The sequence below is a fragment of the uncultured Odoribacter sp. genome (assembly GCF_937966165.1).
Taxonomy (GTDB): domain Bacteria; phylum Bacteroidota; class Bacteroidia; order Bacteroidales; family Marinifilaceae; genus Culturomica.
Map to the genome: position 1 here is coordinate 110,427 of NZ_CALCLB010000012.1, position 16,374 is coordinate 126,800.

Here is a 16,374-nt window from a genome sequence, read left to right on the forward strand (position 1 = left end):
TATATTTTAGTCGTTTAAATCTTTGGAAATATTGAATTATGAAAATAAAAAGGTTATTTGTATTCTTTTTGTTCCTCCTTCCTTTTTCCGGGAAAGCCCAGTTTGTAGATTTAGGACAGGATCCGGCATTTTTACGCTGGAAGCAAATAAAGACCACCGATTTTCAGATTATTTATCCGGATTATTTCGAAGAAAATGCTCAGAAAATTGCCAATATTTTTGCAGCTTTATACCAGCACACTAATTCTCTGGCCCACAAACCCATACGGATATCCCTGGTTGTCCACGCAAATGGGGGGGTATCCAACGGAAGTGTAGCCTGGGCCCCACGGAAAGCAGATTTGTATACCCTTCCTCCTCAGGATCCTTCCGATTCCTGGCTGGAACATTTGTGCGTACACGAATTCCGGCATGTGGTCCAGATCGATAAAGTCAACCAAGGCCTGACAAAAATTCTGTATTACCTTTTCGGAGAACAAATAACCATTGCCATTACCGGTCTGTATCTCCCCCTTTGGTTTATGGAAGGAGATGCCGTTACTTTCGAAACAGCTGTCGGTCACCTGGGACGGGGCAGATCCCCCGAATTTATTAATGAAATGAAAGCTCAGGTTCTCGATAAAGGGATTTATTCCTACTTCAAAGCAGCTAATGGATCGGACAAAGATTTTGTACCCAACCGTTATACCCTGGGTTATTTTATGGTCGCAAATGCCCGGGTCAATTACGGCAATGCCATCTGGTCCGATGCTTTAAACCGGATCGGACGAAAACCGTTTAGCCTCGCTCCTTTTGCTACCAGTCTGAAACGGACTTTAAAAGCAAAACGCGATAGCGTCTGGAACGATTCGACTTTCCGCTCACTCTTTATCAATGCCGACAGCGTGAAAAAAGCCAACACTTACCGGGACGCAAAACGTACTCTTTATCACGATAATTTTGCCGAATTAAAACAAATCTGGACGCAGGAAGTAAAAGACATACACAATGATTTCGACACCCTTCCTACTTTTAATAAAAGTTATACAAACTATCTGTATCCTATTCCCCTGCCGGAGGGAAAAGTCATCGCCTATAAAAAAGGTCTACGGGAAAGCGGAGCTTTTGTCTTACTGGACGGGGAAAAAGAAAAAATACTTACCCGAAGCGGGACACTGGAGGACACCAAGTTTATATACCACGACAATAAACTGGTGTGGGCAGAATACCGGCCTAACTTTCGCTGGGAACACGGAGGCAAACAATGCCTGACCAGTTACGACCTTCGCAAAGGCAAATACCGTTATCACAAAAGTCCGCACAACCGCTTTTCTCCCTTTACCGTAGGAAAAAACTGGGGTGCTATTGAAATAGACGAAGAAAATCAGGCGTCTCTCGTTATTCTGGATTCCCGGATGAAAACCGAACTCCAACGCATCAAAGCCCGGAAAGACGAGCTTTTCATCCATCCTTCGTATGCAAACGGGAAAATTACGACAATTGTCCAGAATACAACCGGAGTTCACCTGGAATCCATCGATCTGCAAACCGGAAAAAGGGAGGTAGTCATACCCGGAATGTGGTATGAAATGGACAATCCGATCCAACAAGACAGCATTTTATTATTCAGAGCTTCTTTTAACGGGAATAATTCTTTTTACCTGAAAAAAGCAGGGGAAGACACCTTGCGCAACATTCTCAATGCCCGCTACGGGGTCCGTTTCCCTCATTTTAATGCCAATGGGAATATCCTTTATTTTTCATTTTACACTGCAGACGGGTACAAACCCGCCCGGATAAAAGCAGACCGTTTTACAAATCTCCCATTGGAAAAAACTTATTTCCGCCTGGCAGATTCCCTTAAAAAAAGAGAAAACTGGCAATTGCAACTGGATAACGATTCGACTTTCGATTCCCGCAGATACCGGAAATTTACCCACCTTTTAAATTTTCATAGCTGGGGTCCCGTGTATATCGATCAATACGAAGGGGAAATCGACGGAGGCATTATCGCCTATTCCCAGAATAAATTAAGTACTCTCTCCTTAGCCGCCGGTTATATTTTCAATTCCGACTACCACAAAGGCGCATGGATGGTAAACGCCGCCTATAAAGGCATATGGCCGGTTTTCAGTCTCGACTTTAAATCCGGACGGGACAAAAATTCTGCTCTGGGAACAGCCCGTAATCTTCAAACAGGGAAGTTAGACACCTTAGAAATACGAAGCCGGTTTTACCGCACTAAAGGAGAATTGACGATGCAACTTCCCTTCAATATCTCCAGAAAGAATTACAGCCGTTATATTACCCCGTATGTACGCTATAAAATAGAAGCGATTTCCGATATCAGTCCTAAAGCTCATTTCCGCTATACCCAAATAAACGACACTTTGTATTATGCTCCCGCAACCCCGGGTTCTTACCAGCTCTCAGCTTCTTCCAATTATTACCAGCTGATGGAATACGGCCTGATGTTCGGGAATCAGACCTACATGACGGTACAGGAAATACACCCGCGCTGGGGACAAATCCTGCAAGGCGGCTATGCACATACTCCTTGGAAAAAAATGGATTTAGGACACGAATGGTGGGTAGCCGGACAATTTTATTTTCCCGGATTCGCCGTCAATCATTCCATTGGCATTTACAGCGGTTATCAGAACCGGCCGAAAACCGGATATTATGATAAAAAGATACTTCGTCCCCGGGGAATCGATATGTACGGCTATGAATTGACAACTCTGCGTACTAACTACAAATTACCGCTCCTTTTTCCGGACCAGCACATTACTTCTGTGCTTTATGTAAAGCGAATCGATGGCGGCATATTTTTTGATATGGGGCACGATAAAATGCTGAGAGGAGCCCGGAATTATTATTCGTACGGTATCGAACTCAATGCCGGACTTCAACTTTTCCGCTTGCCATTTCCGATTACCCTGGGAGGCCGGTTCGGATACGAAACACAACATAAATCGTTATTTGCCAATTTATTATTTAATATCGGATTTACGATTTAAAAATGGGTAAATGCACATATGTAAAAATGGGCAGCTGTGTAAATGTTTGATAGAAGGGAAAGGGAGAAGAATAAACAGGTGATGAACTTTTTAAAGAGAAAATAAAGGCAAACCTTTTATAAAACGATTGCATTTATTATATTCGTAACGATTAAAATCCCGGAAATGCTATTAAAAGAAATCGTTGGTCTGCTGGAAGCTTCACTAGTATATGGGGAACAGCACCTGAATAAAGACATAAAAAAGGCTTTTGCAGCCGATCTGATGAGCGACGTTTTACGCCTGAACACAGAAGATATGATTTTAATCACCGGTATGGCCAATCTTCAGGTGCTCCGCACAGCTGAAATGTCTGATATCTGTTATATCCTTTTTGTCCGGAACAAAAAAGTAACCCCCGAAATGCTGGCACTCGCCCGGGAGAATGGGATTGCTGTACTGCAATGCAGACAAAGTATGTTCAAGGTCTGCGGGGAATTGTATAAAGCCGGATTAGAACCAGTGTTTTGATATGATGGAATTTAATTTCAATATAGAAGGAGGTAATTTTTCGCGGGCAGGTATGGCTTCCAGTGAAATCAAAAAAATACTGAAGCAACTGAATGTCGACAGTAACTTGATTAAACGCATTGTCGTCGCCCTTTACGAAGCGGAAGTAAACGTAGTGGCACACGCCTGGGAAGGAAATATACAGGTACATATCCGTACGGATGCCATTGAAATAACAGTGGCAGACAAAGGACCGGGGATCCCGGATATTAACCTGGCCATGCAGGAAGGCTATTCCACGGCTTCCCCGGAAGTACGGGAAATGGGGTTCGGAGCTGGAATGGGATTACCGAACATGCAAAACAACTGCGATAAACTTCAGATAGAATCGGAAATCAATGTCGGTACAAAAGTAACGATGCTTACCTATCTGAAACCCCAGTAAAAACGGACTTAACCGGCATAAGGGGAAAAGACTGAGAATGAAATGAAGGGAGAAGCTTTTTATCATGCACTGAAAATTATGGATACCGTCTGCACGGGATGTACTCATTGTATGCATTTGTGTCCGACCGCCGCTATCCGCATCAAAAACGGGAAGGCTTCTTTAAATGAAGCCGCCTGTACTGACTGCGGTATGTGCCTGAAAACCTGCCCGCAACAAGCCATCATCGTAGAACAGGACGATTTCAGCCAGATCTTTAAATTTTCCTACCGTATCATTTTGCTGCCCACCGTTCTGATCGGCCAATTTCCCGAGGATATAACAGAGGAACAGATCTTTTCGGAATTGCACAATATGGGATTTCACTATGTGATGGAAGTCGATAAAGCGACTGAAATACTCTCCGAAGAAACCCGGAAATACATGGAGAAAAATTCTCATCTCCGCCCGTTTATTTCAAATTCCTGTCCGGCTGTTATCCGCCTGATTCAGGTTCGTTTTCCTTCCCTGATCGATCACATTATCCGTTTAAAGCAAGTAATGGATATTGCCGCCATCTATGTCCGGCAAAAATTTATCGACAAAGGGATTCCGGCTGAAGAAATCGGTGTTTTCTTCGTCACTCAGTGTGCTGCCAAAATAGCCGCCATTAAAAGTCCGGTGGGCGAAGAAAAATCTTCGGTTGACGGAGTCATCAATATGGATTTTATATACAACAAAATCTTATTAGCCATCAATAAGAACAAAGATAAACCCATAGACAAAGTACCGGAACAATATCACTTAACTCCCGAATCTATACAATGGACCCTTACCGGCGGGGAAGCTTCCCGTTATCAGGGACGTTGCCTGGCTATAGACGAAATCCACAATGTCATAGAAATTCTGGAAAAACTGGAAAATGACGAAATTACAGACATCGACTTTTTGGAATTAAGGGCCTGCGATCATTCCTGTGCCGGAGGAGCCCTGACGATCAATAATCGTTTTCTGACCATAGAACGCTTACAGAAAAGGATGGAAAATTACGTCAAAAATAATTATCATACCGTCAATAAAATGCCCCAATACCGGGATTTTCTGAATGAACAAATCCGGCTGACAGGAAAAATACTTCCCCGTTCTATTGAAAAATTAGACGAAAACATGCTGGTGGCCATGGAAAAAATGGAAAAAATCAACCGTATTATGAAAGTATTGCCTCAAATTGATTGCGGAGCATGCGGTACCCCCTCCTGCCATACCTTGGCTCAGGATGTCGTCCAAGGAAAAGCAAAACTCAACCAATGTGTATTCATGCAGAAAATTCTTACAAAAGAAGGTCTGATCACCCCGGAAGAATCAATGGAACTTTCTGCTAAAGTATGGGGAGAGGAAAAATTTAATAAATAAATACCTGCATAATTAAACAATAATCTATACAACTCAAACCACCCTCTGTATGAAAGTAAAGGACATGATTGAAAAATTAAATCTGAAAGTTTGTAGCGGAGCTTCAGGTCTGGACCGGGAAATTAAAGGAGGTTATACTTCCGACCTGCTGAGTGACGTTATGGGAAATGCCCGGGAAGGGAATATCTGGATAACACTCCAAACCCATAAAAATATTATGGCTATTGCTTCCCTGAAAGAATTGTCGGCCATCATACTGGTAAAAGGATATGCTCCAGAAGAAGATACGGCAACTGAAAGTGAAACGGAAGGCATTCCGATCCTAAGTACCCCTCTTCAGACATTCGAAATTACAGGAAAAATATTTGAACTTTTACGTACAGAAAAATAATATTCCATGCTGCGGGCAGACTTGCATATCCATACCGTTTTATCTCCTTGCGGAGATCTGGAAATGAGTCCTCTTTCCATTTTGGAAACAGCCTGTAAAAAAAATCTGAATATCATCGGTATTACCGACCACAATTCTACGCGTCAATCCAAAATCATCCGGGATGCCGGAAAAAATTTCGGCATATTTGTATTGACAGGAGCTGAAGTAACTACACAGGAAGAAGCCCATTGCCTGGCTTTTTTCGCCGATGATACCCGTCTGGACAGGTTTCAGAAATACCTGGATATACATTTGCCGGATTTTCCGAATAATCCCGGAAAATTCGGTTATCAGGTGGTCGTAGATCTGGAAGATCAAATCCTTTACGAAGAAAAGAAACTGCTGATCTCTGCTTTGGACCAAAGTATAGAAGAAGTAGAAAGATATGTACATTCCCTGGACGGCATTTTTATCCCTGCTCATATCGATAAAAGCCGGTTCAGCATTCTTTCCCAACTCGGTTTTGTCCCCCCGGATCTTTCCTGTGAAGCCCTGGAACTCAGTCCGCATTGTAATTTAGTATCCTTTTTCCATGCTCATCCGGAATTAGCAGCCTATTCGTTTACCCAAGCTTCTGACGCCCATTATTTACAAGATATAGGAAAAAGCTTTATCCAATTCAATCTGAATGAAATTTCTTTCACGGCCATCCGCACTGCAATGCAACAGCTAAAAAGACCCAAAATATAAAAGAATGAAAATTCATTATTTTTAGATTCTTTCGGGTGCAATCGTTGCAATTATTCAAATTTAAATTAATTTTGAAGCGTTTTCTAACATTTTTAAGGTAAACGGGTGCTAAATAAGTTAAATCGAAAGTAGATACAGGTGAAAGATCTGGCTTCGCATATTATGGATATTGCTCAAAATTCTGTAAGGGCAAAGGCAAGCGAAATAGAAATTGTGATAGAAGGCCATCTGGACGAAAATCGTTTGTCTATCCTGATCCGGGACAACGGTTGCGGAATGGATGAAGCTACCTTAAAGCGCGTAAGGGATCCGTTTTTTACCAGCAGAACTGTCCGTAAAGTAGGGCTGGGTATTCCACTTTTACAACAGAATGCAGAACGTACAGGCGGGAAAGTGAATATTATCTCCGAAGCAGGTAAAGGTACAGTAATTGAAGCCACTTTTGGATATACTCACCTGGACCGGCCTCCTTTGGGAGATGTTGCCGGAACAATCGGGTTACTCGTAATGGCTAACCCGGAAATAAGGTTTAAATACAGCTATTTGTCTCCCAAAGGGAAATTTTGCTTTGATACAGAAGAAGTAAAAACCATTTTAGAAGGAGTACCGATTAATACGCCTGAAATTATACGAAGCATCGAAGAAATGATACGGGAGAACGAAAAAGAGATAAAGGAAATATAAACTGTATACTCAAAACAACGGAAACGTTTTCGAAATGCTATAGACCGGAAGGTCAGCTAAACAAATAAAAATTTCTTTCCGTCAGGAAAAAACGGTAAAAACGCAAAAGGTGCCTACAACCAGAAAAAGACAGAAGACAAACTTTAGAAATAACAATCATCAATAAAACTACTTTTAATATTGCCCCGGAGGCTTAAATGACAAATTATGGAAAAAATAAAGACGTTAGCTGACCTGAAAAAAATCAGGGACAATGTACAAGCTAAAATAGATTTACGAGAAAAAAGCGAACATCCCGAAAGTATGATACAAATAAAAGTGGCTATGGCTACTTGTGGTATTGCAGCCGGAAGTAAGGAAACCATGAATTATTTCCTGAATCATCTCGAAGAAAACGGTATTTCTGCTGTTGTCACCCAAACCGGCTGCATGGGCTATTGTTTTGCAGAACCGACTGTCGAAATTACCAAACCGGGAAAAGATCCCATCGTATTCGGGCATGTCAATTGCGAGAAAGCGGAGGAAATTATTCAGAAGTACCTGAAACACGATGAATTAGTAGAAGGGATCATTCCTGTGAATTACGAAACGATAGGAGATTAAACCAGAGCATGTATTGAAATTGAGAACCTAATAATACAGTTATTTATGAGTTATAAAATGCATATTCTTGTCTGCGGAGGTACGGGTTGCCGCGCCTCGTCGAGCAAGAGCATCATCAGTAGAATGGAAGAATGCCTCAGAGAGCGCAACCTGGAAGAAGAGGTGCAGGTCATTGCCACCGGTTGTTTCGGCTTCTGCGAAAAAGGACCGATTGTAAAGATTATGCCCGACAATACCTTTTATGTACAGGTAAAGCCCGAAGACGCGGAAGAAATTATCAATGAACACATTATAAAAGGACGTAAGGTTGAAAGACTGCTGTATAAGGATCCGGAAAAGAAAGCCGCAGTCAGCGATTCCAAGCACATGGGATTTTATAAAAAACAATTGCGTATCGCTTTACGGAATTGCGGTTTTATCAATCCTGAAAATATTGAAGAATATATCGGCCGCGACGGATATTCAGCTCTGGCCAAATGTCTTTCGGAATTGAGTCCGGAAGAAGTAATCCAGGAAGTAAAGCTTTCCGGATTAAGAGGAAGAGGAGGTGGAGGCTTCCCTACCGGACTGAAATGGGAATTTGCCCGGAAATATCAGGCAGATCAGAAATATGTCGTTTGTAACGCAGACGAAGGAGATCCGGGAGCTTTCATGGACCGTTCCATTATGGAAGGCGATCCGCATTCCGTCATCGAAGCGATGGCTATTTGCGGTTACAGCATTGGTGCCAGTAAAGGATTGGTCTATATCCGGGCCGAATATCCCTTAGCTATCGAACGCCTCCGCATCGCTATCCGCCAGGCGGAAGAATACGGCCTACTGGGAGAAAATATCCTGAATACCGGCTTCAATTTTACAATAGAAATCCGCTATGGAGCCGGAGCTTTTGTATGCGGAGAAGAAACGGCACTTATCCACTCTATGGAAGGGCAAAGAGGAGAACCAACCATGAAACCTCCTTTCCCTGCTGAATCGGGTTATCTGCATAAACCGACCAACGTCAATAATGTCGAAACCTTAGCCAATGTACCCGTAATTCTCACCCGGGGAGCAAATTGGTTTAACCAAATCGGGACCGAAAAATCCAAAGGTACCAAGGTTTTTGCCCTGGCAGGTAAAATTAATAATGTCGGCCTGATTGAGGTTCCCATGGGAACAACCTTACGGGAAGTAATTTATGAAATCGGCGGAGGCATCAAAAACGGAAAGAAATTTAAAGCCGTCCAGACCGGAGGGCCTTCCGGCGGCTGCCTGACAGAAAAACACCTCGATACCCCCATTGATTTCGATAACCTGATCGCTGCCGGTTCTATGATGGGCTCCGGAGGTATGATCGTTATGGACGAAGATGATTGTATGGTAGCCGTAGCTAAATTCTATATGGAATTTATTGTAGAAGAATCCTGCGGGAAATGCTCTCCCTGCCGGATCGGGAATAAACGCCTGCTGGAAATTCTGACACGCATTACCGAAGGCAAAGGGACGATGGAAGACCTGGAAATGCTGTATAACCTGAGTAAGGTCATTAAAGACACAGCACTCTGTGGTCTGGGACAAACCTCTCCGAATCCCGTACTTTCTACCCTTGAAAATTTTCGGGAAGAATACATCGCTCACATTCAGGACCACAAATGCCCCGCAGGCCGGTGTAAAGCTTTACTGTCCTACCGTATCGATCCGCAATTGTGTGTAGGCTGTACACTGTGTTCCCGGAATTGTCCGGTAGATGCTATTATCGGAGAACGGAAAGAAACACATTTCATCGATTCTTCGAAATGTATAAAATGCGGTACCTGTATGGAAAAATGTAAATTCAAGGCGATAAGCATTGTATAGAATTTTAGTAAAGCGAACCGATTTAACAGGATATTCCCATTGACTATGAGAGAAAAAATTATGGAACCAAATATAATATTACAAATAGACCACCACACCGTAGAAGTACCCCGGGGAACTACCGTACTCGAGGCAGCAAGAGGTGTGGGCATAAACATTCCTTCGCTATGCTATATGAATCTGAAGGATATGTGTATTACCAATCTTCCGGCTTCCTGCCGTATATGCGTAGTGGAAATCGAAGGAAGGAAAAACCTGGCCCCGGCTTGTGCTACCCGCTGCGAAAACGGCATGAAGGTCCACACCAGTACTCTGCGGGTATTGAATGCCCGTAAAACGGTACTGGAACTCATTTTGTCCGACCATCCGAACGACTGCCTGATTTGTCCGAAATCCGGAAACTGCGAACTGCAAAGCCTGGCCGTCAAATTAAAAATCAGAGAGATCCCGTTTGCCGGAGAACAAAGTACGTACAAAGCAGAAACCTCTCCTTCCCTCATCCGCGATATGAATAAATGTATTTTCTGCCGCAGGTGTGAGATGATGTGTAATGAAGTACAGACAGTCGGAGCGCTTGGAGCTATAAACCGGGGATTCGCCGCAATCATTTCTCCCGCTTTCGAACAACCGCTCACCACTTCAGAATGTACTTTCTGCGGACAATGTGTAGCCGTTTGCCCTGTAGGAGCTTTGACAGAAATGGATCATACGAACCGGCTGATCAATGACTTAAATAATCCACAAAAGACCGTTATCGTACAAACCGCTCCCGCTGTACGGGCAGCTCTGGGAGAAGAATTCGGATTGCCCGCCGGAACTTCTGTCACCGGGAAAATGGCTGCAGCTCTCCGGCAACTAGGATTTGCCAAAGTTTTTGACACCGATTTTGCCGCCGATTTAACCATTATGGAAGAAGGAACGGAACTGCTGAACCGGCTTACCGCATACCTGAACGGAGATAAAAATGTACGCTTACCAATACTGACTTCCTGTTGTCCGGCCTGGGTGAATTTCTTCGAACACCAGTTCCCCGATATGCTGGATATCCCTTCTACTGCCCGTTCTCCTCAGCAAATGTTCGGCTCTATCGCCAAAACGTACTGGGCAGAAAAAATGGGTATACCCCGGGAGAATCTCATCGTAGTTTCCATCATGCCTTGTCTGGCTAAGAAATACGAATGCGGACGGGAAGAATTTAAAGTAAACGGCGACCCGGATGTAAATTATTCGATTTCTACCCGGGAACTGGCCTCCCTGATTAAACGGGCCAATATCGATTTCAATAGCCTGCCGGAAGAAGACTTCGACCAACCTTTAGGAGAATCCACCGGAGCCGGCGTTATCTTCGGTGCCTCGGGAGGAGTAATGGAAGCCGCCCTGAGAACAGCCTACGAACTCTATACCGGTCAAAAACTGGAAAAAGTTGATTTCGAAGCCGTAAGGGGATTGGAAAATATCAAAAAAGCCACAGTACGCCTGAACGGAGTGGAATTACACGTAGGCATTGCACATGGATTGGGAAATGCCCGTAAACTATTAAACGAAATCAAAGAAGGTAAATCTGAATTCCACGCCATCGAAATTATGGCTTGCCCCGGCGGATGTATCGGCGGAGGCGGGCAGCCACTCCATCACGGGAATTCCAGTTTATTGAAAGCCCGTACCCATGCTCTTTATGAAGAGGACAGGAATAAGCCCTTGCGGAAATCTCACGAAAACCCGTATATTTTGAAACTTTACGAAGAATACCTGGGCAAACCGATGAGTGAAAAAGCACACCATTTGCTCCACACCCATTATTTCAATAAAAGTAATTAAAAAGAAATGAGAGGATGAACCGTTTAAAACCGGAACTTCCTCTCAGCCAAATACACTATACATTATGTCAGAAATCAAATTATCTGAAACAAAAGTCAACGAGCTGATAAGCTTATGTGAAACTTATGGAAATCAGCCCGGAGAATTGATCAATATACTTCATAAGGCTCAGGATACTTTTGGATACCTGCCGCGGGAAGTGCAGGAAATCATTGCCCGTCAGCTAGGTATTCCGGTTTCCAAAGTGTACGGAGTTGTTACCTTTTATTCCTTTTTTACCATGACGCCCAAAGGCGAACATCCCGTTTCAGTTTGTATGGGTACGGCCTGCTACGTAAGAGGAGCCGAAAAAGTACTGGATGAATTCAAACGGGTCTTAGGCATCAATGTGGGCGAAACCACTCCGGACGGGAAATATTCCCTCTCCAGCCTGCGCTGCGTCGGGGCTTGCGGTTTAGCCCCCGTAGTCCTCATCGGAGAAAAAGTATACGGCCGCATTGTTCCCGGTGATGTCGAAAAAATTTTAAAAGAATTAGATTAATCCGAATAAAGAGAGTTGCCGTTTTCTGGCAACTCTCTTTTTCTTAAACGGTTTTTAATTTTCGTTCCTATTTTTACTTTTTGAAAACTTCCGGAGCCGGATAACTCTTTAAAACTATTAACGTACTAACGTATAAAATATCCCTAAAACCAGAATGTCAGGGAGGATATAAAAACGAATATACAAAAATCCGTAAGGACAGAAAGGGCAATGGAAGGTAACTTTTAAAATAAAAAGTTTATTCTCCCCCAGGCGATAACAAAATTTGACACTTATGTGTTTTCACAATTCGATGACCAAAAAAGCCAAACAGCTGGCAAACCGTTATCAACGCAAACTCGGTTTTCCGGAAACTGAAGCAGAATGCGCAGAAAATCTATATCATGTCTCTGCCTTTACGAATCCCCTTTATCCCGTAATTACCGATTCCCGTGAAATCCAGCTTTATCATTGGGGACTTATCCCCTTTTGGACAAAAACAGCGGAAAATGCCGAATCCATTCGAACCAAAACGTACAACGCCCGGGCAGAAAGTATTTTCAACAAACCTTCCTTTCGCGATTCCATTACGACGAAACGCTGCTTAATCCCTTCTACCGGCTGGTTTGACTGGAGACATGAAAACGGGGAAAAAACGCCTTATTTCATTTATGTAAAAGAGGAAGAAATATTCTCTATGGCCGGAATTTATTCCGAATGGAAATGTCCGCAAACGCAGCAAATTCTCTATACTTTTTCCATTATTACGACAGAAGCCAATGATTTAATGCGCTGTATCCACAATACAAATTTCCGCATGCCCGCTCTTCTAAGCAGGGAAGAAGAAGAAAATTGGCTCTTCCCGGAATTAAACCGGAATACAATTGAAGCGTTTTTGCAACCTTTTGACTCCAACCGGATGGAAGCCTATGTAATTGATAATAACTTTCTTAAAAAATCTCCCCACGATCCGGATATCCTTCTCCCGCGAAAAACGTCCCCGGGTGGCTAAATGAAAATTATATTTTTCTCTTTATTTCCTAATAAAATATAAATCCTAATAATGAAATAAAGTTTATTTTTTATAATTTTGTTTTTATATTTATCTTTGTGAAAAAGATTTTTATTTATAAACAAAAAACGGTTTTGCTGAAACTTAAAAATGCAAAACAGACCCTCAAAATATCCATAAGATTTTTAGAATAAATCCTATGGACTTTTAAGCATTGTACCGGCTTATAAAAATTTAAATTTCCTCCAAATAATAGACAAATGAATAGACAAAAAAAAAATCCGTATTATTTTTTTAACTTTTGACTTAATTTTGATATATATATAAATACAACTAGCTTATGAAACAAATGCATATTTTAAAAAACATTGCTCATATAATTATAATTTTACTATTTGCTGGATTATATGGGTGTCAAAATCACGATGTGTACGATCCGAACAGTACACAACTTCCTCCGGCTGATAATTATTTTGATTTTAATACGGATAATAAAGTCGCTTTGGATATTCAATACAACATCCCGGGTTATCAAGCCTTATTAGCCGTTTATACGGAAAATCCCATCGATGATAGAGATGGAATCCGGACGCTGAAAGAAGGAATAACTCCTGTTTTTAAAGCTTATACAGATCAGAATTGCAATTATTCAGGAGAGATCACTTTACCCACAGCAGTAAAAAAAGTATATCTCTGTTCCGGTTATCTGTTTGTTCCCGAATGTGTAGAATTGGAAATAGCCAACGGACAAATCACTTATTCCAACAGTACGGCGGCAGCCCCGACAAGCCGCGTACAATATGACAGAAACAAAGACTTCGTAACAACTGGTTTTCCTTTTACAATTAATGCCAGTTACAGTCTTTATTCATTATGTGAATGGGGAAATCACGGACGTTTGCCGTCGGATTATATAACAGAAACGGTTAAAAATCTGGGAAATCATGAAACAATAGGTACCCTCTTTACCAGATTGCAAAGTAAATTAGGAGGCATTATAGACGGATTAAATAAGAAACAAAATAATTCCAATCTCATCAGCACAGAGGATCTGACAAATGTCAGCATTTCAAAATTTGCCGCTGACGGCGAAGTCATCCAATCAGCCCGCATAGACTTTGTCTACCTGAACGAAAGAGCCGGATATAAAAGTACTTTAGGATACTATTATTACAATACAGCAGATTTTAAGGAAGGAAAAATCAAAATTGAAGATTTACCGAAATATATTATTTTACCCAATGTATCCCAAGGCTGGGACGACCCTTACGATAAATCGTATGGTAATTCTGCTTATTATAACGCCCCTTTGGAAAGAGGACAGAAAATCCGCCTGAAATATTTTGGAGAAAATTACGATAAACCGGCCAGTGACAATTTCCCGTCCGGCTATTCGATCGGATGGTTTATATTGCCGGATGCTTATAATACCAGCAACAATAAAATCAATACCCAGAAACCCTTCTATTATTCCAATCAAAGTGCTAACTCCGGAGGGAAAAGCCGTTGCATAACTGTATTCGATAAAACTACCCAAAAAATGATTATCGGTTTTGAAGACGGAAATGATAATAGTTATGAAGATATTTTATTCTATGTAGAAGCCGACCCGGTCAAAGCAATAGTCGATCCGGCAAAACCGGGAGTCCCTTCTATAGACGAAGGAGAGGAAGATATTAATATTCCCGATCAGACCAATATTGCAGAAGGCACCCTGGCTTTCGAAGATATATGGCCAAACGGCGGGGACTACGATATGAATGATGTGGTGGTAGAATATAAAATCGAAGTCTCTTTTAATACCAAAAACCAAATTACCAAAATCGTTGATAAATTTATACCCGTTCATAACGGAGCGATTTATAAAAATGCCTTCGGTTATCAGATTCCCGAAGCATTGGCCTCTAAGCAAACTACTTTCCTCAATGGGACGAAAGAAGAAGCCGGACAAAATCTGCCGACCTTTTTAGTATTTACCGATATAAAATCAGCCGTTGAAGCCGGAATCGGCTATTCGGTCACACGGGAGTTTACGTCACCCTTGTCCTACGAAACAAATGACGCGGCCAGTATTATGAAAAATTATAACCCTTTTATACTTCCCAATTATCAAGAAGAGAGCAGGAACAGAACAGAAGTTCACCTGCCTAAAAAAACGGCCACAGCATTTGCCAACCCGGAATTGTCCGGAACAAAGAATGACGCCTATTTTTTAGACAAAGAGGGAGCCTATCCTTTCGCTATACAGCTTCCCATTACCAATTTCCACGTGGTAACTGAAAGAGTTTCTATCGATAAGGAATATCCGAAGTTTAAAACCTGGGCAGATTCAAAAGGGAGCCAGGACACAGACTGGTATCTGCACTACGAAGGACCGAATCAGTAATAGTTAACTTTTTCCTTCCTTTTCTAAAATTACACATTAGGGACGTGCCCTAATGTGTAATTTTTTATTTGCTTTACTGAAAAATCATCAGTTCGGGATCTCTTCTCTATAAAAATAAGAACAAGAAAAGTATAACTGAAAAATAGTAAACATTTTATTTTACAAGATTAAAATTATTTGTAGAACTTTATTATTTTTATATTTGTAGAAACTTTCTTCATCTATTGAAAATTTACTTCTTTGTAAAGTACTATTTTTCAAAAAGTTAACTCAAAAGAAAGACATGAATAATTTTAATATATCCAGTTGTAGCGGTATTAACCCAAACAGAGCAGCATTTTTCAAACCGAATGAAGATTATTTGATTGAAGATGATCTCCATTACATCTATATTCTCCTTGACGGAGTTACGAGAAATAAAATTAACGGTAAATATCCTAACCCCAGTCCATCCGCTATTGTTTCAAAGCTTTTCGGGGATGAAGTACATAAAAAACTCTTAGAATATATAAATTCCGATTATTTCGAACTTTTAAAGAATTCTATATTCCATGCCAATAAAAAAATCCGAAATTACAATCAACAACAAAACAATTGGAGTTTTTTGCCTGGAACAGTAGGCATTATTTCAATCATTAAAGACGGTACGTTTTACTATGCTTATAACGGAGACTGTAGCGGAAGACTCATTCGGAATTCGAACATTTATTTATTCACTCATTCCCAAACAGAAAGGATTCACAAACATCTCCATGAATTTTCTTCCGATTATATCCGGAATGAAATTGTCAATAATAAAAAACATCCGTACTGTTACGGTGTTTTTAACGGACAACCCCAAGCCCTAGATCTCATCGAATATGGAAAACTGGAATTACAAGCCGGAGACAAGCTAATACTGGCTTCAGATGGCCTTAATCCCTATTTTGATTCAAAAAACACCGCCATAATCGCTGAAACAACTCCTCAGCATATAATAGAATCCACAATCCAGATTGAATCTTCATCTACAACACCAAAACGAAGTGATGATAAAGCTGTGATCATTATCAATATCCATTAAAATA

At 41.5% G+C, this 16,374-nt stretch carries 14 protein-coding genes; all 14 read left to right on the forward strand.

Annotated features, from left to right (window positions below; translation table 11 throughout):
- Positions 1–38: 38 nt before the first annotated feature.
- Positions 39–2,999, forward strand: coding sequence for a hypothetical protein (locus Q0465_RS04310; RefSeq protein ID WP_298613305.1), 2,961 nt, complete (start codon positions 39–41; stop codon positions 2,997–2,999).
- A 165-nt stretch (positions 3,000–3,164) separates the two neighbouring features.
- On the forward strand, positions 3,165–3,509 hold the full coding sequence (locus Q0465_RS04315) for a DRTGG domain-containing protein (RefSeq protein WP_298613308.1): 345 nt from the start codon (positions 3,165–3,167) through the stop codon (positions 3,507–3,509).
- A 4-nt stretch (positions 3,510–3,513) separates the two neighbouring features.
- A complete protein-coding gene (locus Q0465_RS04320) occupies positions 3,514–3,933 on the forward strand; it encodes an anti-sigma regulatory factor (protein ID WP_298613964.1) in 420 nt (139 codons plus the stop codon).
- Between the two features lie 42 nt (positions 3,934–3,975).
- Positions 3,976–5,325, forward strand: a complete 1,350-nt coding sequence (locus tag Q0465_RS04325) for a [Fe-Fe] hydrogenase large subunit C-terminal domain-containing protein (RefSeq protein ID WP_298613311.1) — start codon at positions 3,976–3,978, stop codon at positions 5,323–5,325.
- Between the two features lie 49 nt (positions 5,326–5,374).
- Positions 5,375–5,716 (forward strand): DRTGG domain-containing protein, encoded by a 342-nt coding sequence (locus Q0465_RS04330; RefSeq protein WP_298613314.1) that lies wholly within the window; start codon positions 5,375–5,377, stop codon positions 5,714–5,716.
- Between the two features lie 6 nt (positions 5,717–5,722).
- On the forward strand, positions 5,723–6,448 hold the full coding sequence (locus Q0465_RS04335) for a PHP domain-containing protein (RefSeq protein ID WP_298613317.1): 726 nt from the start codon (positions 5,723–5,725) through the stop codon (positions 6,446–6,448).
- 138 nt (positions 6,449–6,586) lie between these two features.
- Entirely contained in the window at positions 6,587–7,132 is a 546-nt protein-coding gene (locus tag Q0465_RS04340) for an ATP-binding protein (protein ID WP_298613320.1), read from the forward strand.
- A gap of 207 nt (positions 7,133–7,339) precedes the next feature.
- Positions 7,340–7,735 carry a (2Fe-2S) ferredoxin domain-containing protein gene (locus tag Q0465_RS04345; protein WP_298613323.1) on the forward strand — a complete coding sequence of 132 codons (396 nt, stop codon included), beginning with the start codon at positions 7,340–7,342 and terminating at the stop codon, positions 7,733–7,735.
- Between the two features lie 45 nt (positions 7,736–7,780).
- Positions 7,781–9,571, forward strand: a complete 1,791-nt coding sequence (gene nuoF, locus Q0465_RS04350) for an NADH-quinone oxidoreductase subunit NuoF (protein ID WP_298613326.1) — start codon at positions 7,781–7,783, stop codon at positions 9,569–9,571.
- 57 nt (positions 9,572–9,628) lie between these two features.
- Positions 9,629–11,389: an NADH-dependent [FeFe] hydrogenase, group A6 gene (locus Q0465_RS04355; protein WP_298613966.1), complete on the forward strand. Its 1,761-nt coding sequence runs from the start codon at positions 9,629–9,631 to the stop codon at positions 11,387–11,389.
- Positions 11,390–11,453: 64 nt separating this feature from the next.
- On the forward strand, positions 11,454–11,930 hold the full coding sequence (gene nuoE / locus Q0465_RS04360) for an NADH-quinone oxidoreductase subunit NuoE (protein WP_298613329.1): 477 nt from the start codon (positions 11,454–11,456) through the stop codon (positions 11,928–11,930).
- A 274-nt stretch (positions 11,931–12,204) separates the two neighbouring features.
- Entirely contained in the window at positions 12,205–12,921 is a 717-nt protein-coding gene (locus Q0465_RS04365; RefSeq protein WP_298613332.1) for an SOS response-associated peptidase, read from the forward strand.
- A gap of 340 nt (positions 12,922–13,261) precedes the next feature.
- Positions 13,262–15,307 (forward strand): LruC domain-containing protein, encoded by a 2,046-nt coding sequence (locus Q0465_RS04370; protein WP_298613334.1) that lies wholly within the window; start codon positions 13,262–13,264, stop codon positions 15,305–15,307.
- A 283-nt stretch (positions 15,308–15,590) separates the two neighbouring features.
- Positions 15,591–16,370, forward strand: coding sequence for a hypothetical protein (locus Q0465_RS04375; protein WP_298613337.1), 780 nt, complete (start codon positions 15,591–15,593; stop codon positions 16,368–16,370).
- Positions 16,371–16,374: the final 4 nt, after the last annotated feature.

What these genes read in the sequence shown, in the direction of transcription:
- Q0465_RS04310 (WP_298613305.1), top strand. Translation starts at nt 39, where the DNA reads ATGAAAATAAAAAGGTTATTTGTATTCTTTTTGTTCCTCCTTCCTTTT.
- Q0465_RS04315 (WP_298613308.1), top strand. Translation starts at nt 3,165, where the DNA reads ATGCTATTAAAAGAAATCGTTGGTCTGCTGGAAGCTTCACTAGTATAT.
- Q0465_RS04320 (WP_298613964.1), top strand. Translation starts at nt 3,514, where the DNA reads ATGGAATTTAATTTCAATATAGAAGGAGGTAATTTTTCGCGGGCAGGT.
- Q0465_RS04325 (WP_298613311.1), top strand. Translation starts at nt 3,976, where the DNA reads ATGAAGGGAGAAGCTTTTTATCATGCACTGAAAATTATGGATACCGTC.
- Q0465_RS04330 (WP_298613314.1), top strand. Translation starts at nt 5,375, where the DNA reads ATGAAAGTAAAGGACATGATTGAAAAATTAAATCTGAAAGTTTGTAGC.
- Q0465_RS04335 (WP_298613317.1), top strand. Translation starts at nt 5,723, where the DNA reads ATGCTGCGGGCAGACTTGCATATCCATACCGTTTTATCTCCTTGCGGA.
- Q0465_RS04345 (WP_298613323.1), top strand. Translation starts at nt 7,340, where the DNA reads ATGGAAAAAATAAAGACGTTAGCTGACCTGAAAAAAATCAGGGACAAT.
- nuoF (WP_298613326.1), top strand. Translation starts at nt 7,781, where the DNA reads ATGAGTTATAAAATGCATATTCTTGTCTGCGGAGGTACGGGTTGCCGC.
- nuoE (WP_298613329.1), top strand. Translation starts at nt 11,454, where the DNA reads ATGTCAGAAATCAAATTATCTGAAACAAAAGTCAACGAGCTGATAAGC.
- Q0465_RS04365 (WP_298613332.1), top strand. Translation starts at nt 12,205, where the DNA reads ATGTGTTTTCACAATTCGATGACCAAAAAAGCCAAACAGCTGGCAAAC.
- Q0465_RS04370 (WP_298613334.1), top strand. Translation starts at nt 13,262, where the DNA reads ATGAAACAAATGCATATTTTAAAAAACATTGCTCATATAATTATAATT.
- Q0465_RS04375 (WP_298613337.1), top strand. Translation starts at nt 15,591, where the DNA reads ATGAATAATTTTAATATATCCAGTTGTAGCGGTATTAACCCAAACAGA.